The sequence below is a fragment of the Veillonella sp. oral taxon 158 genome (assembly GCF_018376515.1).
In the GTDB taxonomy this organism is placed as follows: domain Bacteria; phylum Bacillota; class Negativicutes; order Veillonellales; family Veillonellaceae; genus Veillonella; species Veillonella rogosae.
In genome coordinates this window covers 1-23,838 of record NZ_JAHABE010000007.1, presented here as the reverse complement: position 1 = coordinate 23,838, position 23,838 = coordinate 1, and the positions used below count along the sequence as shown (strand labels likewise).

Annotated in this window: 18 protein-coding genes and 1 tRNA gene; 4 read left to right on the top strand and 15 right to left on the bottom strand. The window is 39.9% G+C overall.

The window, feature by feature from the left end:
- Positions 1-219: 219 nt before the first annotated feature.
- A complete protein-coding gene (locus KH364_RS05535) occupies positions 220-1,125 on the bottom strand; it encodes a LysR family transcriptional regulator (protein WP_105081467.1) in 906 nt (301 codons plus the stop codon).
- Positions 1,126-1,393: 268 nt separating this feature from the next.
- Between KH364_RS05535 and KH364_RS05530 the strand changes: the two genes are divergently transcribed.
- The 3 genes from KH364_RS05530 (at position 1,394) to KH364_RS05520 (ending at position 6,769) form a co-directional block, all read left to right on the top strand.
- Entirely contained in the window at positions 1,394-5,134 is a 3,741-nt protein-coding gene (locus tag KH364_RS05530; RefSeq protein ID WP_273298904.1) for a phosphoribosylformylglycinamidine synthase, read from the top strand.
- Positions 5,135-5,297: 163 nt separating this feature from the next.
- Positions 5,298-6,533: an FprA family A-type flavoprotein gene (locus KH364_RS05525; RefSeq protein ID WP_273298903.1), complete on the top strand. Its 1,236-nt coding sequence runs from the start codon at positions 5,298-5,300 to the stop codon at positions 6,531-6,533.
- Between the two features lie 145 nt (positions 6,534-6,678).
- Positions 6,679-6,769 (top strand) — tRNA-Ser (locus KH364_RS05520).
- A 104-nt stretch (positions 6,770-6,873) separates the two neighbouring features.
- On the opposite strand, the gene mmuM is transcribed toward KH364_RS05520, so the two are convergent.
- The 3 genes from mmuM to KH364_RS05505 form a co-directional block, all read right to left on the bottom strand.
- The gene (gene mmuM / locus KH364_RS05515) at positions 6,874-7,887 is read right to left on the bottom strand and encodes a homocysteine S-methyltransferase (protein ID WP_337957106.1); all 1,014 of its coding nucleotides are present in this window, start codon (positions 7,885-7,887) and stop codon (positions 6,874-6,876) included.
- Positions 7,888-7,972: 85 nt separating this feature from the next.
- Positions 7,973-8,758, bottom strand: a complete 786-nt coding sequence (locus KH364_RS05510) for a basic amino acid ABC transporter substrate-binding protein (protein WP_273298901.1) — start codon at positions 8,756-8,758, stop codon at positions 7,973-7,975.
- Positions 8,759-9,050: 292 nt separating this feature from the next.
- Positions 9,051-10,985, bottom strand: coding sequence for an oligopeptide transporter, OPT family (locus KH364_RS05505; protein WP_273298900.1), 1,935 nt, complete (start codon positions 10,983-10,985; stop codon positions 9,051-9,053).
- A 247-nt stretch (positions 10,986-11,232) separates the two neighbouring features.
- On the opposite strand from KH364_RS05505, the gene pepT reads away from it, so the two are divergent.
- A complete protein-coding gene (gene pepT / locus KH364_RS05500; RefSeq protein WP_273298899.1) occupies positions 11,233-12,456 on the top strand; it encodes a peptidase T in 1,224 nt (407 codons plus the stop codon).
- Between the two features lie 185 nt (positions 12,457-12,641).
- Here pepT and KH364_RS05495 read toward each other — a convergent pair whose 3' ends face one another.
- The 11 genes from KH364_RS05495 to KH364_RS05445 all read right to left on the bottom strand — a co-directional run bounded on the left by KH364_RS05495 (position 12,642) and on the right by KH364_RS05445 (position 23,394).
- Positions 12,642-13,892, bottom strand: coding sequence for an MFS transporter (locus KH364_RS05495; RefSeq protein ID WP_273298898.1), 1,251 nt, complete (start codon positions 13,890-13,892; stop codon positions 12,642-12,644).
- Between the two features lie 274 nt (positions 13,893-14,166).
- Complete coding sequence (locus KH364_RS05490) at positions 14,167-14,760, bottom strand: DNA glycosylase (RefSeq protein ID WP_273298897.1); 594 nt, start codon at positions 14,758-14,760, stop codon at positions 14,167-14,169.
- 145 nt (positions 14,761-14,905) lie between these two features.
- Complete coding sequence (locus KH364_RS05485) at positions 14,906-15,844, bottom strand: hypothetical protein (RefSeq protein WP_273298896.1); 939 nt, start codon at positions 15,842-15,844, stop codon at positions 14,906-14,908.
- A gap of 54 nt (positions 15,845-15,898) precedes the next feature.
- Complete coding sequence (locus tag KH364_RS05480; protein ID WP_273298895.1) at positions 15,899-16,630, bottom strand: sortase; 732 nt, start codon at positions 16,628-16,630, stop codon at positions 15,899-15,901.
- A 247-nt stretch (positions 16,631-16,877) separates the two neighbouring features.
- Positions 16,878-17,480: a hypothetical protein gene (locus tag KH364_RS05475; protein WP_273298893.1), complete on the bottom strand. Its 603-nt coding sequence runs from the start codon at positions 17,478-17,480 to the stop codon at positions 16,878-16,880.
- Positions 17,481-17,488: 8 nt separating this feature from the next.
- Positions 17,489-18,445, bottom strand: a complete 957-nt coding sequence (floA, locus tag KH364_RS05470; RefSeq protein WP_105090174.1) for a flotillin-like protein FloA — start codon at positions 18,443-18,445, stop codon at positions 17,489-17,491.
- Between the two features lie 36 nt (positions 18,446-18,481).
- Positions 18,482-18,946: an NfeD family protein gene (locus KH364_RS05465; RefSeq protein WP_009351828.1), complete on the bottom strand. Its 465-nt coding sequence runs from the start codon at positions 18,944-18,946 to the stop codon at positions 18,482-18,484.
- Between the two features lie 200 nt (positions 18,947-19,146).
- A complete protein-coding gene (uraA, locus tag KH364_RS05460; protein WP_273298891.1) occupies positions 19,147-20,430 on the bottom strand; it encodes a uracil permease in 1,284 nt (427 codons plus the stop codon).
- A gap of 110 nt (positions 20,431-20,540) precedes the next feature.
- The gene (locus tag KH364_RS05455) at positions 20,541-21,884 is read right to left on the bottom strand and encodes a putative peptidoglycan glycosyltransferase FtsW (protein WP_009352021.1); all 1,344 of its coding nucleotides are present in this window, start codon (positions 21,882-21,884) and stop codon (positions 20,541-20,543) included.
- Position 21,885: 1 nt separating this feature from the next.
- The gene (gene trmB, locus KH364_RS05450) at positions 21,886-22,545 is read right to left on the bottom strand and encodes a tRNA (guanosine(46)-N7)-methyltransferase TrmB (RefSeq protein ID WP_009352075.1); all 660 of its coding nucleotides are present in this window, start codon (positions 22,543-22,545) and stop codon (positions 21,886-21,888) included.
- Between the two features lie 162 nt (positions 22,546-22,707).
- Positions 22,708-23,394: a carboxymuconolactone decarboxylase family protein gene (locus tag KH364_RS05445; RefSeq protein WP_009351854.1), complete on the bottom strand. Its 687-nt coding sequence runs from the start codon at positions 23,392-23,394 to the stop codon at positions 22,708-22,710.
- Positions 23,395-23,838: the final 444 nt, after the last annotated feature.

The window sequence follows — 23,838 nt, the reverse complement described above, 5'->3', positions numbered from 1 at the left end:
TCTTTAAATTTTAACGTAAATAACCCCTTAGGGTCAACCTATATGTAGTAAAACTCTCATAATACAACACTTAAAAATCGGCAAAAAGTAAGTCTTAAAGATATTATTCTCTGATTATACAATTCAAAAGGTTTATAAAAATATAATATAGCATAGAATAACTTTGTCTAATATATAAAAAAGCACACTTTATGAAAATTCATAAAGTGTGCTCTATTATTATAGAATTTTATCGCGGTTACTTTCACGATTCACGAGCAAGGATGTAAAGCGTGCAGCCCCTTCAGATTGAGGTACTAAACGAGAGCGCACAAGTACAATATCGCGAGTCGGCACAGGAATATCTGTGTCGATACGAACGATAGTCCCTTCTTGCATCTTTTGTTGCACCACATGGTTAGGCAACATGGAAATACCCATATTAATTTCCACAAGATCTAGCAATACATCGACGCTACCAAGTTCAAAACGAGGTTTACGGCATGCACCATGCGTAACTTCATCGAAGAAGGTACGGCTCGCAGAACCTTTATGCAAGAGCAAAATAGGCTCATTAAGCAGGCGACCTTGATCAAAGAACCCTGCGCCTTTATAGTCAGGGCCACCAACAAATACATCTTGAATTGTAGCCAGTGTAGTGACCTCTAATTGAGGATTATCACGCAAGCCTTCATAATCATTAACCACCGCTAACTGAGCCTCTTTATTGAGTACCAACTCTACGCAATCAGGGGATGGACGATTAATGATATGCAATCCGATTTCACTTTCTTGCAATTGCCATTTATGGAAATAAGGCAATAAGAAATGGCGACATAATGTATCTGTAGCAGCTAAATTCAAACTTTCATAAGCTTGGCTAACACGTTCTTGTAATTGAGTCACTCCATTATCAAGAATGGAGAATGCTTTAGCTACTGTATCAAACAATTCTTTACCTTCTGGCGTGAACCCTACAGATTTTGTAGTGCGCACGAAAAGAGGCATATTAAGTTCACCCTCTAGTTGTTTAATACTTTGGCTGATGGCGGATTGGGATACGCCTAATTCTTTTGCGGCACGAGAAAAGGATAAATATAAGCCTACCCCTAAAAAGGTTCTATATAAATCTGCAGATACTGCCATTTTAGTCACCTCTGTTATATACTAATAGTAACTTCTTACTTTTAACTATACATATCATTTATTATATTATAACGATGAACTCTCAATATATGATGAATATGTAGAAAACTTCATGAATATTAGGTCTTATGACCTTCATGAATTTTTCATATTTATTAGTATTTCTAATCTTTTCATAAGTAAGATTATCTTTACTTATAAGTCTAGACCGACTATACTTAATTTGTCAATATCCCATAGGGAATTATATACATTACAGGAGGCTAAAATGGCTATACAACGATTATTCGTAACAAAACGAGAATCTTTCAACCAAGAAGCACAACGCATGTTACATACCTTACAACAGGAACTATCTATGCCTGTTACAGGTGTTACCATTTATGAACGATATGATATTGAAAATTTAGATGCAAAAGATTTAGAAGCTGCAAAAAACCTAATTTTCTCCGAACCTCCTGTGGATACAGTATTAGAAGAAATTCCAGCTTTGCAAGGTTTCGTATTTGCTGTTGAATATGTACCAGGTCAATATGATCAACGTGCGGATAGCGCTGAGCAGTGTATTTCCATGCTCACGCTTACATCTGGCCATGTTGTTCGCTGTGCTCGCGTATTTGCTATCGAAGGCACTTTCACAAAAGAACAAGAAAATGCCATCAAAGCATACTACATTAACCCTGTTGATTCCCGTGAAGCAAGCCTGGAAGTGCCTAACACTTTGGCGCTCGATTTAGAGGATCCAAAACCAGTAGAAACAATTGATGGCTTTACGACAATGAGCGATGCGGAGTTAGAAGAGCTTATCAAAAATTATGGCCTCGCTATGACATTGGCAGACCTTCAAATGATTCGACAACAGTATGCAGAGGTAGAACACCGCAATCCTACGATTACAGAAATTCGCCTCTTCGATACATATTGGTCCGACCATTGCCGCCATACCACATTTATGACAGAGTTAACAGATATCTCTATCGAAGCGAGTCGCTTCACAGGCCCTATTGAAGAAGCCCTCGAAGAATACATGGAAGGTCGTGCTGAGCTCTATACATCTAAGAAAAAAGCGCGCTCCCTCATGGACATGGCTACATTAGCTGTAAAAGAATTGCGCCATGCTGGTGGTTTAACAAATCTCGATGAATCCGATGAAATCAATGCATGTACTATCATCGTTCCTGTTGACGTAGACGGAAAAACTGAAGAATGGTTGTTATTATTCAAAAATGAAACCCATAACCATCCTACTGAAATCGAACCATTTGGCGGTGCTGCTACTTGTTTAGGCGGCTGTATCCGCGATCCATTGAGCGGCCGCGCTTATGTATACCAAGCAATGCGCATCACTGGCTCTGGTGATCCACATACTAGCCTTGAAGATACATTAGAAGGTAAATTACCACAAAAGAAAATTACTCAAGAAGCAGCTCGTGGCTATTCATCTTACGGCAATCAAATCGGTCTTGCTACAGGTGAAGTAAAAGAATATTACCATCCTGGCTACGTAGCAAAACGCATGGAAATTGGTGCCGTTATCGGTGCAGCTCCACGCAATCAAGTACGCCGTGAAACACCTGTTGCAGGTGATGTTGTAGTATTATTAGGTGGCAAAACTGGTCGCGATGGCTGTGGTGGTGCTACCGGCTCCTCTAAAGAGCACACAGTAGAATCCCTTTCTACATGTGGTGCAGAGGTTCAAAAAGGCAACGCTCTTACAGAACGCAAAATCCAACGCCTCTTCCGTCGTGGTGAAGTAACTACACTTATCAAACGTTGTAATGACTTTGGTGCTGGCGGTGTATCCGTTGCCATCGGTGAGTTAACAGATGGTGTAACTATCAACCTTGATTTAGTGCCTAAAAAATACACTGGCCTTGATGGTACAGAACTAGCCATCTCTGAATCTCAAGAGCGCATGGCTTGTGTTATTGCCGCTTCTGATGTAGATACATTCAAAGCTTATTGCGATGAAGAAAACTTAGAATGCACAGTCGTAGCAGATGTGACCGATACAAATCGCCTCATCATGAACTGGAATGGGGAAACAATCGTCGACATTAGCCGTGACTTCTTAAATACAAATGGCGCCAGCCAACAACAAGAGGTTATTGTAAAAGCTCCAGCGGATCGTTCTTACTTCTTACGCGGTTCTTCTAGTGCAGATAACTTCAAAGAAAAATGGCTCGCTGCTGTATCCGATTTAAACACCGCTTCCCAACAGGGCTTAGCAGAACGCTTTGACAGTACTGTAGGTGCTAATACTGTGCTCATGCCATTTGGTGGCAAATTCCAGAAAACCCCGACTCAAGGCATGGTAGCAAAGTTACCGGTTCTAAATGGTGAAACTACAACTGCTAGCATCATGACTCACGGCTTTGTACCTGAGTTATCCGACTGGAGCCCATACCATGGTGCCCAATATGCAGTACTATTATCTATTGCTAAGTTAGTAGCTCTTGGCGGTCGCCGTGAAGATGCATACTTAACATTACAAGAGTACTTTGAACGCCTTAACTCAAAAGAATCTTGGGGTAAACCTGTATCAGCTTTACTGGGCGCTTATAAAGCGCAAAAAGAACTTGAAATCGGTGCTATTGGTGGCAAAGATTCTATGAGTGGTACATTTATGGATCTTACAGTTCCTCCTACCCTTGTATCCTTTGCAGTGGGTACAGCTCATGTAGATAACATTGTGAGCCAAGATCTTAAAGGCGTAGACCATCGCCTCGTATTCTTCGATGTGCCTCGCATGTACGACGACACTCCAGATTGGGATCGATTCAAAGAAAACTGTGACGTCTTACAAGAACAAATTGAAAAAGGTCGTGTTTACTCTGCTTATGTAGTTGACCAAGGCGGCATCCCTGAAGCTGTCACAAAAATGGCTCTCGGCAACAACATCGGTGTTAAATTCGACAAATATGCAGAACGTGCAATTTTCCAACCAGCTCTTGGTGCATTTATTGTAGAAGTAGACATTAAAGCTGTTAACTATCTCTTAGAGTTACCAGGTTTAAAAGTAATCGGTGTAACACAAGCAAATCCAGTTATTGAATGGGCGGATCAATCCATATCACTCAAGGAAATCCAAGCAACTTATGAAGCTCCACTCAACGATATATTCCCTATGCATGCACCCAATGGCACTGGCGAAGCGGTGGCGTACATCCACGACCAACACGCTAAGCCTCGCAGCACATCCTTAGGCGCCAAACCTAAAGTGCTCATTCCTGTATTCCCAGGTACAAACTGTGAATTCGATTCAGCTCGTGCCTTTGAGCGAGCAGGTGCAGAAGCAGATATCGTTGTCATCCGCAATCAAACACCAGAACAATTAAAAGAATCCATCGACGTAATCAAAGCTAAATTAGCAGAGTCTCAAATTCTTATGTTCCCAGGTGGTTTCAGTGCTGGTGATGAACCAGATGGTTCTGGTAAGTTTATGGCTACCCTATTCCGCAATCCATACCTAGCAGAAGGTTTAGAAAATCTCTTGTATAAACAAGATGGTCTAGTTCTTGGTATCTGTAATGGTTTCCAAGCTCTTATCAAATTAGGTTTGTTGCCTGGCGGTCACATTGAAACATTGACTGCAGATCATCCTACATTAACGTACAATACAATTGGTCGTCACTTATCTCGCATGGTCAATACAAAGGTAATCTCCACTAAATCCCCTTGGATGTGTGATGCTAAAGCTGGTGAAATTTATACTGTGCCTATTTCTCATGGAGAAGGTCGTTTTATTGCCTCCCCTCAACAAGTGTTAGAGTTCAATAAAACTGGTCAAATCGCTACACAATATGTAGACTTTGATGGTATCGCATCCATGGATAGCCGCTTCAATCCGAACCAATCCGTCGCTGCTATCGAAGGTATTTATAGCCCAGATGGTCGCGTATTCGGCAAGATGGCTCATTCCGAACGCTGTGGTGTAGGTATTAGTAAAAATATTTATGGCCAATTAGAAATGCCAATCTTTACGTCTGGTGTAAAATACTTCAAGTAATTATTTACCATTCTTTTATGTGAAAGCCTACTCCATGGAGTAGGCTTTTCCATATTGATTTTTTTCGTAAATATTAGTATTATAAGTTGATGACATATTTACAAAAATAATTTCATTTAAATCTATACATATATACATAAGTAAGTTAAGAAAGGATTTTATTATGCATTGTGCTCAGAAAATGACCCATAATATCTACTGGATTGGTAGTAATGACTGGACTACTGAACGTTTCGAAAACTTATTCCCTATTCCAAATGGTGTTAGCTATAATAGCTATTTCATCGATGATGAAAAAACTTGTGTTGTTGATTCTGTAGATGCTGAAATTCGTGAAGAATACTTTGACAACTTGACTCATCTTTTGAACGGTCGCGATCTAGACTATATCATCGTAAATCACATGGAGCCAGATCACTGCCAAACATTGTTAGAAACGTTGGAACGCTACCCAAACTGTAAAATGGTTGGTAATGCTACAACATTCCGCATGTTCGAGCAATTCTATAACTCTCCAAAACCAGACCAATATTACACTGTAAAAGAAGGCGATGAAATTTGCCTTGGTAAACATACACTAGTTTCCTACACTATGCCAATGGTTCACTGGCCAGAAGTAACTTGTACTTATGAAAAATCTACAGGCACATTGTTCTCTGCAGATGCTTTCGGTACATTTGGTACAGTTAACGGTAACATCTTTGCGGACCAAACAGATTTCATTGCTACATATGAAGAAGAAGCTCGTCGTTACTACACAAATATCGTTGGTAAATACGGTCCTCAAGTACAAAATGCAATTCGCAAAGTTTCTGGTCTTGAAATTAAACGCATTGCTCCACTTCATGGTCCAATCTGGCGTACACCTGAAACAATTCAATACATCTTGCACAAATACTTGCACTGGTCCAACTATACAGCTGAGAAAAAAGGCGTTGTTATCGCCTTCGGATCTATGTATGGTAACACTCGTGCCATCGCACAACAATTGGCTAAACAATTATCCAAACGTGGTATTACAGATATCAAAATCTACGATGTTTCCAAAACTAATGCATCCTACATCATCTCTGATGCTTGGAAATACACGAACTTGGTAACAATCGCTCCTACATATAACTTGAACCTATACCTTACAATGGAAAACCTCATCCACGAGTTAAAAGCTCTTAACTTCCAAAACCACAAGGTATCTATCATCGGTAACCACTCTTGGGCATCTGCAGCCATGAAAATCATGGTATCCCACTTCGAAAACGACTTCAAAGATATTGAAATCGTATCTGAACCACTTGATATCAAATCCTCTTTAAAAGAAGAAGATATTCCAAAAATCGAAAAAATGGCAGACGATATCAAAGCATCTATCGAAGCAACAGAAATCCAAAACGTATTATAATACGAATAATAAAGCCGCCTCTTGGGCGGCTTTTTCTTATATTTTAAAAGTCTTATGAAAGTGCAAGATTTCCCCTATTTTTCGCTTGACATAAATCTAACTTTTTCATATACTATACAAGTACCTGTTAGACAACAGAATACATGGAGAGGTGTCCGAGCGGCTGAAGGAGCATGATTGGAAATCATGTGTGCGGTTATCCCGTACCCAGGGTTCAAATCCCTGTCTCTCCGCCATAGTAAGAGCAGTGCTTAAGCACTGCTTTTTTATTTATATCCATACAAAAAGGCTATTCGAATTTAATTCGAATAGCCTCTTATATTATATGTATTTCACCATATTAATTATGGATTTTCTTAGCAATATCACCGATGATTTCAGGTGTCGTTCTGCAGCAGCCACCAATGATTTCAGCCCCCGCCTTACGCCATACATCTACGTAGTCTACAAAGGATGCTGGATCACCGTACCAAGTCTTAGTTTTACTATCATAGCTTTCACCAAGATTTGGATATACCGCAATAGGTTTGTCCGTAACGGTACGAATATCCTTAATTAAGGACTCTACATATTCAGGTTTACTACAGTTGATACCAATGCCAGTAACAGGACGTACCTTATCAATCATTTCAGCGCATTTAATAATCGTTTCCCCACTAGCTACATGATGTTCATCCTTACAAGCAAAGGCAATCCACGCAGGAATACCTTTTGATGTAAAGGGATCGGACATAGCACGAGCAATGGCAATGGCCTCATCATAAGATGGTATCGTCTCAAAGGATAATATATCTGGATTCTCTTCTGCGAACAATGCTAACCGAGGGATATGGAACACCTCAAGGTATTCTGTTTGTACGTCAGGATATCCACGGTATTCAGATCCATCAGCCAAGAAGGCCCCATAAGGACCTACAGAGGCCGCTACCAACGGTTTAGGTAATGCACCTTCAGAAAAGTATTTTACGCCATCAGGGGTTTCTTCACCTAGGGTAATGCCTCGTAAGATAAGTGCTCCACTAGCCTTAGCCTCTAAGAACTCATTACGAGCTTGCACGGCTAGGCGAACAGATAATTTAACGAGCTCTATTGCCTCTTCTGTACCATAGCCTAAGCCTTTAAAGCCCGCTACAGTAGCTTGATAACCAGAACTTTGAATGATGTCGGCTCCAACAGCTAAGTACGCAATGTGTATTTTTTTGATAACATCAGGCTGTTCCATGAGAACTTTTGCGGACCACAGCTTATGCTGAATATTACAACCATAACGCTCTAATTCAGTCCCTAAAGCCCCATCTAAGACGAGGGCGCCCTTATCCTTAATAATATCTAAAAATGCACTTCGTTTAGCCATCATATCACCCATTCTAAAGCCTCTTACAACTTGAGGCTTACCAAGCGTATTATATCAAATAATACGTTTTGGTACTATCTACAAACTATTTTAACACCTCTGCTGGTGGTTCTTTACCAAACCATTTTTTATAAATCTCAGCATATTTACCATTCGCTTTAATCTTAGCTAGACCATCGTTAATTTTAGTAAGGACCTCTGTATTACCTTTTTTCACAGCAATACCAAGTGGTGCCGCATCATAGTCTTCTCCAGTGACTTTTGCGATACCTTTACCCTTCCCATTAACATAATATTCGTTTACCGGTGTATCGTTAATAACTACATCGACACCTTTATTTTGTAGTTCTAAAAAGGCATCAACGATGATATTAAACTGGCGTACATCAGCATTTTGAATCTTGCTAGCAATTTCTGCACCCGTAGAACCAATAGATACACCAATGCGCTTGCCTTCTAGATCCTTAAAGCTATTAATATTTGTGTTATCTATATTAACAACGAGACCATTACCTGCAATATAGTATGGCTTACTAAAATCAACAGATTTTGCCCGATCTTCAGAAATGGTCATATCTGAAATAGCAATGTCGATGGTATTACTTTGTAATGCTGGTAACAGCGCATCAAAGTTCAAGTTTTGAATATCTGCTTCAATGCCTTCTTCTTTTGCAATGGCATTGATAATATCAATATCAAAACCTGCTAATTTCCCACTATCTTTATCTTTAAATCCAAATGGTGCATATGTTGCATCCGTGCCAACGCGCCATACTTTTTGACTACTATTTGTATTTCCACAACCCGCAATAAATAGACTGCTAGCAATGGTGAAAGCTCCTAAGAGAGCTGCGATTTTCTTAAATTTCATAATTGCCCCTACTTAACCCTGTTTACTTAGAAACAGAAGTTCTCTTTAATCAACTATTATATCTATACTTACATTATATGAACATAATAAAAATAATACCTCTAGAGGTATTATATTATTATGATAACATTCGATATAGTTAAGGTCAATTATTCCAATCATATAAATAGGTTTTAATTCGCATAGTTTTTAGTTATATCCAAAAAATTTCCTACCTATATAAAAAGACCGCCTTCACCAAACATAGATAAAACTTGGTAAAGGCGGTAGTTATTACGTTTTTTTACGCTTTTTACACTTTTTTAGCTTTTATGTACATAGCTACTTTGTACAAGAATACACAAAGTAATAAGTACATTACGATACTGAGGTATGTTGCTTCTGGAGTTTCAACCCAAGCTTCTGCAAATACATCAATACCTACAATGCGGAGCACCGCACTGAACAAGGAACCAATAGCGCCACCAGCTACGAGACCGGAAGCAATTGTACTACCTTGAGCGAAGCGAAGATCTGCCAACGCTTTATCTTTTGTACTATTTTGTACGAAGTATGCAATCAAACCACCGATAAGTAATGGTGTGTTGATTTCCATTGGTAAGTAAGTACCCAAAGCAAATGCCAAAGGTGGAACTTTTATCATCCACAAGATAATAGCGAATAATGCACCTGCCATGTATAAAGGCCATTGAGCACTACCACCAGTCATCAAAGGTTCAATGATAGCAGCCATAGCGTTTGCTTGTGGTGCATTTAATGCATGGTCTCCTACAAAGCCGTATGCGTCGTTCAAGAGAATCATAACGCCTACAGAAAGGACTGCACAAAGAATAGTACCAACGATTTGCCATTGTTCCATTTTCTTAGGTGTAGCACCTGTCATATGAGCTACTTTAAGCTCAGACATGAAGTTACCAGCCATACCGATAGTTGTACCGATGAAGGATGCCATCATTAGGACTGCAATCATGCCTACTTTACCAGTCATACCTGCAGCTGTTAAGCATACAGCGGAGATGATAATCATGAAGATTGTCATACCAGATACTGGTTCTGTACCTGTATAAGCGATAGAGCTAATACCTACTACAGATAATAAGAAGGACATAATAAGAACAATTAAGAATGCTACCACTGTTTGACTGAAAGTATCAGCATACATAAAGTGGAAATATGCAGCGAATAGAACTGTACATAACAAGATACCAGCACCAATCCAAGATGTAGGAATATCGCGTTGTGTACGAAGTAAATGAACATCAGTCGTTTTAGAGCTAAAGATATCAAGCACCGCATTTTTAACAACGCTTGCTACAACTTTAGACATATTGAGTAGACCGATGATACCTGCCATAGCAAGCATACCGATACCAATATGACGAACATAATCAAGGAACACCTTACGAATTGGAGCCTCTGCTAAAGGAACAGCTTGACCTCCAATTTGCATGATATGTTCAGGAGCTAAATAGTACACGATTGGAATACATACGAACCAAGAGAAGAAGGAGCCTGCTGCGATAATCGCTGCATAGCGAAGACCTGTAAAGTAGCCAAGACCGAGCAATGCTGCGTCAGTATCTACGGCTGCAGTCAATTTAGTTTGATCAGCAAGAGCCGCGCCCCATTTAAAGGTAGTAGTACGAATAACTTCTTCCCACCAACCTAAGCTATTAAGAATAAAGTCATACACGAGAGCAATGAGACCAGAACCAAGCATGAGTTTTGCTTTGCTACCTTCATTACTCATCAATACTTCTGCGGCTGCACGACCACTTGGGAACGGATACACATAGTGCATTTCCTCAACGAAGTAGCGACGGAACATAACGCATAATAAAACACCTAAAACGCCACCAAGGATGATAGGAATCGCCATTTGCACAAAGGATACATCTGTAACATTCCAAATGTATAGAGCTGGCAAGAAGAACATAGCGCCCGCTAATGTGTTCGTACTAGAGCTAGCGATAGCCTGAATGTGAACAGTTTCAGCAAAAGCATTCTTACGTTTCAAGATAACTGCTGTACCCATTGCAAGTACAGATACTGGTGCAAAGGCATCTACTGTTTGACCAATTTTCAAACATAGATAACCTACGGCCAGTGTGAAAATTGCCGCATAGAATAGGCCCCAGAATACTACATATGAGTTAATCTCTACGTAATCCTTCTTAGGATCTAATACCGGTTCTACGGGCGGAATTGAACGAGTTTCGTCCGACATAGTAAAACCTCCTAACATAAAAAAGTACAAACGTATAACTATTCACCTTTATACTAACATGGTACTATGCATGGTTCAATGCTTTTCTATGCATTATGCGAATAAAATATCGCTTCATCTATAAATAATTGTTTTGCAATTTTATCGCCCCTGTTCTACAATGAAAGTAAATTAAGAATCGCTATATGTAACAGTATTGAATACTGCCATGTATAACAGGCATGTTTACTTACGAGGAGGCTTTATTATGGAATCAATGGTTGAACGTTTTGTCCGCTACACAAGTATAAACACACGCTCTAATGAGGAAAGCACTACTATTCCTAGTACGCAATCACAAGTAGATTTTGCAACGAACGTACTCGTTCCCGACTTAAAAGCAATCGGCTTGGACGAAGTTATTTACAATCGTGAAAACGGCTTTGTCATCGGTACACTCAATGCTAATACGGACGAAAAAGCCCCTGCTATCGGCTTCATTGCTCATATGGACACAGCTGATTACAATGCAGAAAACATCAAGCCTCGCATCGTAGAAAATTACGATGGCGGCGATATTTGCCTTAACGAAGAACATCAAATCTACACACGTCGTGCAGACTTCCCTAATCTAAAAAATTACATTGGTAAATCCTTAGTCGTAACAGATGGCCTTACTTTACTCGGTGGTGATGATAAAGCTGGTATCTGCGAAATTATGGAAGCCCTCGCCTACCTCGTAGCTCATCCAGAAATCAAACACGGCAAAATCATGTGCGCCTTCGGACCAGACGAAGAAATCGGTACTGGCGCAGACCACTTTGATGTTAAACAATTCCCTGTAGACTATGCTTACACTATCGATGGTGAAAGCCTCGGTCAGCTTGAATACGAAACATTTAATGCCGCTGGCGGCACTGTTACCCTTAAAGGTGTATCGGTTCACACAGGCACTGCCAAAGGCATCATGATTAACTGTGCTAAACTAGCAATGCAATTCGATGCTTTATTACCAGGTGCAGCTGTTCCTGAACACACTTGTGGGCGCCAAGGCTTCTTCATGCTTATGAGCATGGAAACCCAAGTAGACACTGGTAAAATGAATTACATCATTCGCGACCACGATAAAGAATTATTTGAAGCGAAAAAAGCATTCTTCTTACAAGCAGGTCAAACATTAAACGACATTTATGGCCGCGAAGTATGTGAAGTATCTGTAAAAGACCAATATTACAACATGTACGATGTCATCAAAGACAATATGGAATGCGTTAACGTAGCTAAAGCAGCTATGGAAAAAGCAGGCATCATGCCTCTTTGCGACCCTATCCGCGGCGGTACAGATGGCTCTAAAATCTCCTTTATGGGCATCCCTACGCCAAATATCTTTACAGGCGTAGAAAACCTACACGGTCGCCATGAATTTGCATGTATCGATGACATGAAAAAAGCTGTTGAAGTTATCGTAAACATCGTTAATATTGAGAAATAATAGGTTACGATGTAACTTCTCATGCACCTATACTACTAGATGGCGTTTGAACGATATTTAAATACTAAACTAGCAGTATAAAATACAATGGAATACTAAGATACCTTAACAATAAAAAGGACTATACGAGATATCTCGTATAGTCCTTTTTATATGTTATGTGATTGTAAGTAATATAGCTAATGTTATGCTAATTTTCCATTACGTTTACGATTTCTGATTTCTTCTTCTTCAGCGCGAGCTTTCAAAGAAAGATCTTTTTCAGTACCTACATAACGGCCATAGAGGAAATAATAAGCAACGAATGCAAGAAGTGCTACTACAACAGTAACATGGAACATACTTGTATAACCTACTTCCTCTTTAATAGCACCTAAAATGTATGGACCAAAACCTAAGCCCATATCTAAGGCAATGAAGTATGTAGATGTGGCAACACCAATGCGGTGAACAGGAACGATTTTTACAGTTACTGCTTGACCGTTTGACATAAATGTACCATAACCAAGACCAACAAACACAGCAGACAAGAGTATAAGCCATGTAGAGTGAGCGATGGACAACAAGAAAATACCAAGTGCTAAAGATATGAAGCAAGGGTAAAGAACGAAGTTTTCCCCTTTCATATCAAATACAATACCAAGTAATGGTCTTGTTATGGTAATAACTACAGCATATACAACGAAGAAGAATGTACCTGCTAAGATAAGGTTTAAATCTTTTGTATAAGCGGCCATAAAACCGATAACACCAGAGTATGCAAAACCTACTAGTATAGAAACAAGACTAATAGAATTCATACGTGGTTCGATATAATCGGAAATTTTAATGCCTTTATGTTCTTCAGAATCAATATCGAGCTTAGGTTCATTAAATTTCATGATAACGGAACCAATACCACAAAGAATGATAAGAGCAACACAGAAGGCGATGATAAAGTCATAGCCAAGGCTATGAAGCATCAAAATACCTAAAAACGGACCTACTGCAGCGGCAAGAGATGTAGACAAACCATAGTAGTTAATCCCTTCACCACGACGTGACATTGGAATAATAGCGGCTACGATTGTACTTGTAGCTGTAGATGTAATACCGTAAGCAAAACCATTTAAGAAACGAACACTGTCGAGCATCAATAAATTAGGTGTGTAGAAGTACATAGCTGTGGAAATTAAGTAAATCAACAAACCTAAGTACAACATCTTACGACAGCCTAAGATACTAATAAACCGCCCTGCTAACAAACGAGCAACAACAGTACCAATAATATAAATACCAACGGCCAAGCCAGCTTGACTCGCCGTAGCATGGAGGTTATCCTTCGCTACAACGGCTATAATAACGATCAATAAATAGTAAATCAAAAATACTAAGAAATTAATCAAAGTATCGAGGACAAAGGATCTTGTCCATAAGGCATCTTTAGCCTTATCCATAATATCAACTCCATTTTCCAAAATGATTGTCAACCAATCTGTAACAACGGTTAATTATAGACCTCTCATTTCAAAAAACAAGAATTAAAATGTTATATGCCTTATAAATATTTTTTATAACAATCAATGTAATACGATATAATTTCTAATATTAACCATTTTTAAAACTCATATAAATTTACGATAATAAAACACCTTTAACAGTTAGTAGCGAGTTCAAAAGACTCAACTTCAACCATTAAAGGTGTTATTCTTAGATGTATTTAGTTTTAATCTATTTAGTTTTTAAACCACAAGCCTTAAAGAAATTCTTATAGGCTTCAGCCTTTTTGGCAAGGCTTAATGGATATGCACGAGATGTAGATGGCAATCGTGTTAACGTCAATTCACGACCGTTAAACACAAAGGGAATTGTCTCCCCTGTTTTAGGTAGTTTTACCTTTTCCGGTAAAAGGCTTAATAATACTTCTGTTGCCTTACCACCGGTGGTCCCAATATGTTTACACTCAGGCACCTGTTCCAATACTTCAGCGAGAGGTACAGGTTCAACAACCTTTAGGAACGCATCTGATGCATTTCCCTTTTCTCGAATAGCTTTCAAAACAGTAGGACAAGAAGCAATCCCCACTTCAGATAAGAACGCTTTGATCTTATCCGCATCAAAGGCTTTTTCCTCACCTTTTCTAAAGTGTTCCTTATCGTCAAAGAATACTAAGCCATACACGCGCCACATATCATTTTGAAAGTTAGGATAATGAAATTCCATAGAACGCTTTTCGGAAGTTGGCGGGAATGTCCCCATCGTCATGACCGTTGCATTCTTTGGCAAGAATGGCGGAAATGGTCTCGTTTCAATTGTTTCTGCCACAGAGCATCAACTCCTTTCACAATCTATTATGAACTCAACTTTCACCATAACAAATGAACTATGTCACAGGTGATAATAAATGAATCGAATCACTGCTGGCGAATTTAATCTATCCTATAAACGACTAACACTCAAATACTAACCATTATTGACCAATTGGTTGAGATACCAATGTATTGATATGTTCAAAGCCAAGTGGCGTTGGAGATACGAGGTACAAGCATACTACTGCAGCCACGGCAAAGCCAATCGCTAAGTAGGAGAAGCTGCCATTGCGAGGGAATTCATATAAGCCAAAGAGGCGAATACCTACGGCAGCACCGATAGCGGTAATCAAAGAAGGAATAGAGAAAATATTGTAGATTCCAAATACCACCATAAGACCTGCATAGCCACCTACTACAGTAATCATAGGCAACATGCGATCCATAGGATTTGGAATGGAACGGGTAAGAGCAGCTGGATAGTAAGATGCCTCTACACCAAACATACCTAAGAACAGATTAAAGTCAGCCCAAATAGTTTCCCAAGGACCTCTAAAGGCATCTCGATGATTGCCTGCGTACCAAGCAAAGCCTGTAATGATTAAAATCGCCAAGCCCGCACAGATGAAGTAGTAGTCACCAGGAATTTTAGGACCTGCATAAGCGCCTACCGCTGTGACTACAGCACTCAAGATAGATGTGACCACGACACGGTGTAAACGAGGTCGTTTATTTTCAGGAATACGTTTATATACTGTAGCTAGCAATTCTAATACGAAGCAGGCCATAAAAATGGCAATACCTGCTGCAGGTATAAAGAACGCAGCAACCAAACTCAAAATAAAGGGAATGCACAAGCGCCATTTCGGGAATAACACAAGGTCTTTATAATCCAAGCGAACATCTTGTGTTTCCATAGTAAAGTTATTGTACACTACAAAGAGCAACATAAAGGCGATTACGTCTACAGCAGTAGCACCCCAAATTAATAATGTAGGCACTATAACCATCGACAAAGCGACACCAGAGACGCGAGATAAACCAGCGGCCGCTAAGCCCAGTAATAAAAACGGTATTAAAGCAGAAATAATTTCGAACATAATAATCCTCCCATCATTGTACAAATTTAAGTATATAGTATCTATTACACTACATCAAGGAGAGATATATTTTTTCATAGCTAATCGCTTTCGTACCGCGGTGGCAGAACAGCCCATCACCTGTGCAATTTTGGCCACCCCATACCCTTGCGCGCGGAGATTTTTAATCTTATTTTCGTCTAAATCTAGAGTATTGGTCCGTATTTCTATACCTCGTTCGCGCAAATACATTGCCACTGTAGAGCCACGAACGCCATAGGCCAAACCGATATCATCGGTGCTCATGTGGTGCTGCATATATAAATAAGCCATCTCCTCTACTCGTTGAGATTTACGAGCCTTAGATGTCTTAGAAATACCCATATGTCGCAACACATGGTGCACCTTCCAACGAGATACGCCATACATTCGAGCAATAGCATCTGTACTATTCCCACTTTTATAGGCCCTACAAATGCGCACTACATCTAGAGATACATTGTTACTCGATCGCTGACAAGCCAAACCATATTCTCTCATTCGGCTTGCCATGGTCGTGGTGGACACATCATACCGCTTTGCCAAGGAATGTAGGGACCACTTCCCCGTCTCATACAAGGCCTGTACATGAACCATATTAATTTCCTTTCTAAGAGGCCGCCGCTCAATATCGTACGCTTTCATACGGCGCATAATAGTATCTACACTGCACTGAAAATAGTCTGCCACATCGCGAACACTCCACTGCTTTTCTACATATAATTGCTCTAATAACTGTTTTGGTATAACGCGCACATTACGATACATAACATCACCTTTCCTTATGGACGAACTCCCTTCCCTTTTATTGTGAAAGCTCCATCAAGAAAAGACAATACAAAAGAGGTTCCTAATAGTCACATAGGTGACCAATAGGAACCTCTTTCAATATGTAATTATATGCACCGCATACGATAGGTGTAATTCTAGCTGCTATCACAATATCTGTGCACAAACCATCAATATATCTATGTACTAACCAATTACCAGTACATTTATTATACTGATATTTTGACTAGCGATATCTTCGCTCAAGGGCTTTAGGCTTACCTAAAATAATAGACCACTTCATCCCCTCTTTTAGAGTATGATTAGATTTACGACTGCGAGTCGAGGTTACAGCTGGAGCAGTTGTAACGCCCACCTTTTCAACAAGGACACTACCCTCTTTAGAGGCTTTATCTCGTTTAAACTCGGCTAATCGCTCATTTAGAGGAGCCTCTGTAACAGTCTCACGATCTAAGCGAGTCGTATTCTTCGTATAGCTTGATGAGCTACTAGTGCGTTTCTTAGGTGAAACCTCAAGATCTTGTTGAGTTGCTGTAGCGGGTGTAGACACATCATCTTTCGAACGATTTCCAAATGATGTGTCATCTACTGTAAGGATTGAGTCCTGCGATGAAGGCTCTTCAACCTTCCGTTCTATGGAGATGCCGTATTCGCGTTCCATATCCTCCCAAGTCATTCCGGAACTTGAACTTTCATAGCTTTCATACTCATCAGACTCTTCCGTATTCTTGCCTCTTATAATAGAAAAAGCAACATAGGCGATGATACCTAAAACAATGATAGGATTATGCAAAAAGACGGATAGCACTGTAGACAAAATAGAGTCCATAGCTACTCCTATTCACTATCTGCTAAGTTTTCACGCATTTTAGTGTCTGCAATAATATTGTTCATATTGTAGTAATCCATAACGCCAAGATTACCGTTTCTGAAAGCTTCTGCCAATGCTTTAGGAACTTCAGCTTGTGCTTCCACAACCTTAGCTTGCATGTCTTGTGTTTTCGCACGCATTTCTTGTTCTGTCGCAACGGCCATTGCACGGCGTTCTTCCGCACGAGCTTGAGCAATTTTCTTATCTGCTTCCGCTTGGTCAGTTTGCAATTGAGCACCAATGTTGCGCCCTACGTCAACGTCAGCAATATCAATGGATAAGATTTCGAATGCAGTACCTGCATCAAGACCTTTACCCAATACAGTACGAGAGATGTGATCTGGATTTTCTAGTACATCTGTATGTTCTTCAGAGGAACCTACAGTCGTTACGATACCTTCACCAACACGGGCGATAATAGTAGCTTCACCAGCACCACCAACGAGGCGGTCAATATTAGCACGTACCGTTACACGAGCACGAACCTTGAGTTCGATACCATTTTTTGCTACTGCAGAGATAATTGGTGTTTCGATCACTTTAGGATTAACGGACATTTGTACTGCTTCCAATACATCGCGACCTGCAAGGTCGATAGCTGCGGAACGTTCAAATGTCAAAGGAATAGATGCTCGTTCAGCGGCAATCAATGCATCTACGACGCGGTCAACGTCACCACCTGCAAGGTAATGCGCTTCTAGCTGATTTACGTTTACATCAAGGCCTGCTTTATTAGCTTTAATCAAAGGCATTACGATTTGGGATGGATTTACACGACGCAAGCGCATACCTACGAGTGTAAAGATACCAACATTAACGCCTGCTGCAAGAGCAGATACCCAAAGGCCTAATGGCACAATATACAAGAACACCATAATCCCAATCAGTAGAATGGGAATCAAAATTAAAATACCTACATCCATAATAACCTCCATTATATACGACGATGTGGTGAAAGCTTAATCGCGCTTTCTAACAATATTGCGGCCGCCTACAACACGCAGTACCACAATCGGTGAACCGGCATCGATGAAGTCCCCTTCGGTTACAACATCTACCAAATTACCATCAATTTTAGCAATACCTGCAGGGCGCAGTGTAGTATGAGCTACCCCCTCTTTACCAGCCAAGTCCTCTAATACATCATTAGATACATAGCCAGCCTTAGTCGTAGACCGTTGCCCTAAGGTAAATAATTTGCCTATCCAAGTCTTTTCAAAGTGATTAAAGAACACGATGATAAGGACAATTAGTAAGGCTGTTAATCCTAGTACTGCATACAGCGCTACCGTTCCTTCTCCAAGAGCTACAAAAACGCCCCAAAGAAATGCACAATAACCGATGAGTCCTAAAATACCGCCCGGTACAACGAGTTCTACCGCCATCAGGGCGATCCCTATAGCCATCCAAATTAAAAACTCCATAGGCCCTCCTCTCTATAATTAATTTTATACAACTTATATACTCATTATACAATATTAAAAATAATTTATAAAGATAATTAATAAAAACGACTACTTTCACAGATATACATCTGATCTAGTAGTCGTTTATTATAAGGAGTAAAAAACAAATTGGGCTTATAAACGCAACGATTTATATGGTAGCCTCATAGCAACTTGAATTATACTTCAGTATTTTTCAATTGGTCATTACCAACGCCTGTTTTTTGAAGAATCAACAATGTAATGCTCATCGCCATACCTACTACAGTAGCAAGGCCCATACCTTTTAATACTACAGGACCTACCGCAAGTTCTGCACCGCTAAGACCTACAACGAGGATAACGGATGTAAGAATCATGTTAACAGGGTTTGTGTAGTCTACTTTACGTTCTACTAACATGCGCAAACCAGATGCTGCGATGATACCGAACAAGAGAATGGATACACCACCCATAACTGGTACTGGAATAGCATGGATCAGAGCTGCCACCTTACCTACGAAGGAAACGATCATCGCTAGAACTGCAGCACCACCGATTACCCATACGCTGAAGCAACGAGTGATAGCAAGTACACCGATATTTTCACCGTATGTCGTATTTGGTGTAGCACCGAAGAAACCAGAAAGAATATTAGCAAGGCCATCGCCGAGCAAGGAGCGTTGTAAGCCTGGCTCTTTCATCAAGTCTTTAGCAACGATATTACTAGTTACAACCAAGTGACCAACGTGCTCTGCAAATACAACGAAGAGAGCTGGCATAATCATGATGATTGCATTGATATCGAATACAGGCATTCCGTAGAATTGCGGCAAAGAGAACCATGGAGCTGCTTCTACACTAGAGAAATCAACAACGCCCATGAAGGCAGACAAGATATATCCGGAAACAACGCCAATCAAAACAGGGATTACAGCTAAGAAGCCACGAAACACAACAGTACCAAGCAAGGTAACAACCAAGGAAAACATTGAGATAAAAATAGCTTGACTGTGGCTCATGCCTAAATCTTGATTACCAATAAGGCCAGACATACTCATCGCTACTGGCGCTAATTCCAAACCGATAATAGCTACGATAGCCCCCATCGCTGCTGGAGGGAATAACTTATCGATCCAACGAGTACCAATATAACGAACAAGAATAGATAAAATTACAAAGGAAAGACCAAATACAACGAAGGCCCCCTTTGCCGCTTCATAGCCAAGACCTGCAGATAACACACCTGCTACAGGAGCGATAAAGGCGAAGCTAGAACCGAGGTAAGCTGGAATTTTACCTTTACACACGAATAAGTATAGTAATGTACCAATACCATTCATAAATAATGCCGTAGCTGGATCTACTTTCAGTAAATAAGGTACCAATACAGTAGAACCAAACATAGCGAATAAATGTTGAAAACTAAGTGGCAACATTCGACCCCAGGACGGGCGTTCTTGGATATCAATATAATCCTTCATCTTTTCTCCTCACACACAATACAAATACGTTGCATTTATACAGCACCTCTTTAGAGATGCTATATAAATCCACACTAAATATATTCACCTTATACTACACAAGTTAAATATCAACGTTCAGATCTAGGTCGTCTACGAGTTGGCTTTTTAGCCGTTTTCGGTCTAAAAGGACCAGGCATTTCCGTTTTTTTAGGAGTTTTGGGAGCAGCCGGTTTGAATCGGCTTTGCGTTTCCTCACGTAAGGATGGTAAATCCTCAACTGTACCGACCTGCTTTACACCTTCCACATTACGGCGGCCAATGCTCGCTAATAAACCAATGGCCATAAAGTTCATCAATAAAGAAGAACCACCATAACTAACAAATGGTAATGGTACACCTGTTACAGGCATAATGCCACACACCATGGCGATGTTAAATAAGGCTTGACCACTAATGAGCAAGGTAATGCCCATAGCTAGCCATTTACCAAATTCATCACGGGCCTTATTGGCAATTCGGAATCCATAGTAGGTGAAAGCTGCTACTAAAATAACAACAAATACAGCCCCAAGGAACCCCATTTCTTGAGCCCACACAGCAAAAGCGAAGTCTGTATGTGCTTCTGGCAAGTAAAAGTACTTGGATGTACCTTGCATAAAGCCTTCCCCTAGGAAGCCACCAGAACCAACGGCTAACAGGCCTTGTACAGTTTGGTAACCCATATCTTGTGCATGAGGCCATGGGTCAAACCAAGATTGAATACGTTCCCACCGGTACGGCGACGAACGAGCCGCAATAAAGCCTAGTAAACCCGCTACTGCAAAGGCACCACCAAAGAATTTTCCATCAAATCCGGCTAAATAAATCAGAATAAAGGAAAATCCAAAAATTAGTATCGTTGTCCCCAAGTCAGGTTGAAAGAATGTTAGCCCTGCAAATACTGCTGGCCAACTTAACATAGGAAACATATAACTGATGCGCTCACCAAAATAGCCTTTCATATTAATCAGCGGATTCGTATGTCGAGGCTTACCCCATTTTCTTAAGCTACTCAACTTAGCAGAAGTCCATATAAGAGCCGCCAATTTAGCAAACTCAGAAGGCTGTACAGATATAGGCCCGATTAAGATCCATCGACGAGCACCATTGATAACGGCACCCATGATGAGTACTAATACTAACCCAACAAGCGTAGCAACCATAATACGTTGCAACATGTGATCCTTCTGTAATTGTCGATAGTCATAACGGTATAAAATAATGCCTGCTGCCAATGAGATTAACAAAAAGACAATATGCTTCCAGAAATAGCCTAAAAGCCCTGTATTTTCATAAATAGAGCTGATATAGGTGGCACTAAAGATATTAACACTGCCAATAATAGTAATGAGTACTATAGGCAAGAGCATACCTTGTAAATCATTTCTAAAGAGTGAGCCCCACCGACTATCCCCCTTATTCGGTGTTTCCATATTAAGCCTCCTTTTGTACTTTTGGCTTAACTGCTTCTAAGCGGAAAATAGGTTGCCCTTTTTTACTAAATTTCTCTTCGTATTCAGTTTTAACATTTGGAAGATCCGTACTATGTAAATCGTACGTTACATTTTTAAGCTCCCAGCCGCACTCTTTGAATTCTTCAAGAGAGAACATAAATAAACCTTCATTATCTGTCTTAAAGTGCACTTCGCCACCATCTTTTAAGAGACGGGCATAACGGTCTAGGAATGTGTGATATGTAAGGCGGCGTTTAGCATGTTTTGCTTTAGGCCATGGATCACAAAAGTTAATGTAGAAGCGGTCTACTTCGCCAGGTTCTACAACCTCTTCAATACCTGCAATATCAAAGAGACATACCTTAGCATTATCGCGTTCCCCTTCAAAAATTTTTTGTGCTGCGTAATAAATAACGCCAAGTTGTACTTCGAAACCTACAAAGTTAGCATCTGGATATGCTTCAGACATGCCCGCAATAAAGCGGCCTTTCCCCGTACCAAGCTCCATATATAATGGACGCTCTGGATGAGCAAATAACTCACGCCATTTGCCTTTGTGTTCTTCATGTCCAGACAAAATGATATGAGAGTCATATTCGTGGATAGCTTCATCAATCCACGGTTTTCTACGAAGGCGCATACTTTCTCCTTACATCTATTTCAATAATGTATTATTTATATCTATTATTACAGGTCATATACCTATCCTATTAATTATAGAAAAGGGGACCTTAAACGTCAATTACATTTCCCTTCTCTCCCCTATAAAAAAGACCTACTTCCAAAGAAGTAGGTCTACATTTTATTCAAAAATCATAGATTCTAGATTTTCAATTTGATATTTACTTAGGCCAAGCTCAGATAAACTCTTTTCAGATGCACTGAATAAGTTATTTTTACCAACTCGAGTACCTAATGCTGCTGCCGCTACCAATTCACGGTCTAATTTACCTAGACGAGAACGATTACGATTCTGAGGTTTAGGCTTTTTCATACGGAACGTATTATATTGAACCCCTTCCTTAGCTTCCTCAGTCTTCTGCTTTGTTAAAGCAGCCCCATTAGTGCCATTCCCCAATAAAGCACTAAGACCTGTTTGCTTAGGAACCATTTTTTCGTAATCAGCGCCAAACTCAGGACGCTCTTCACGTAATTGATCAAATGTAGCCAAAGCTGCATTCATTTGCTTCAAGCCCGCAGCAGAGTAAAGTTGACGAATCGCAATACTCACCTCTTGCGGCGTCAACGTACCTCGCTCGATAGCAGAAGCAATTGTACTCTTTAATGCACCTTGATCTCCAGACGCTGTATAGCGACCAATTTCAACCAAGTCTTTTTGACGTGCATTGAGTTCTTTAGGCGTATATATGTTTATCTCAGATATAGACGGTGCCTGTTTAGAAGGCTGCTCTCCCGCCCCATTAGCCTCGAACATATAGCCACCGGCTACGATGGCCAAGGCTAATGTTAAGGTTAATACTCTTTTCAACGTCTTATAATCTCCCTTAATCATTAATACTAATTGTATAATACTGTATTAAACGAATACATTAACAACAATTTTATTCTACTGTAATACATACTGTAGATATTATTATATAATACTTCATCTATTTTTTATAGTCCTATTCGAAAAAAATCTATATTTTTTTAACAAGTTTTATATATTTATAAAATTTATAGAATCATTACTGCTCCTTAAGAACGGACGAGCGTACATGATTACTGGGCTCATCAAAGATATCAATTAATTAATAATTTAGCAAACTAAAACTTATCGGCATCAATTTTTAACAATCAATTACCAAAATATAGATACACATTTTTTATGTATAAATCATAACCACCCGTAGAACGGGTGGTTTGCTCTGACCCTATAAGGGTCTTTCTCTAGTGGTGGCCCTCTAAAGAGGGCATTGAATGATCTGACAAC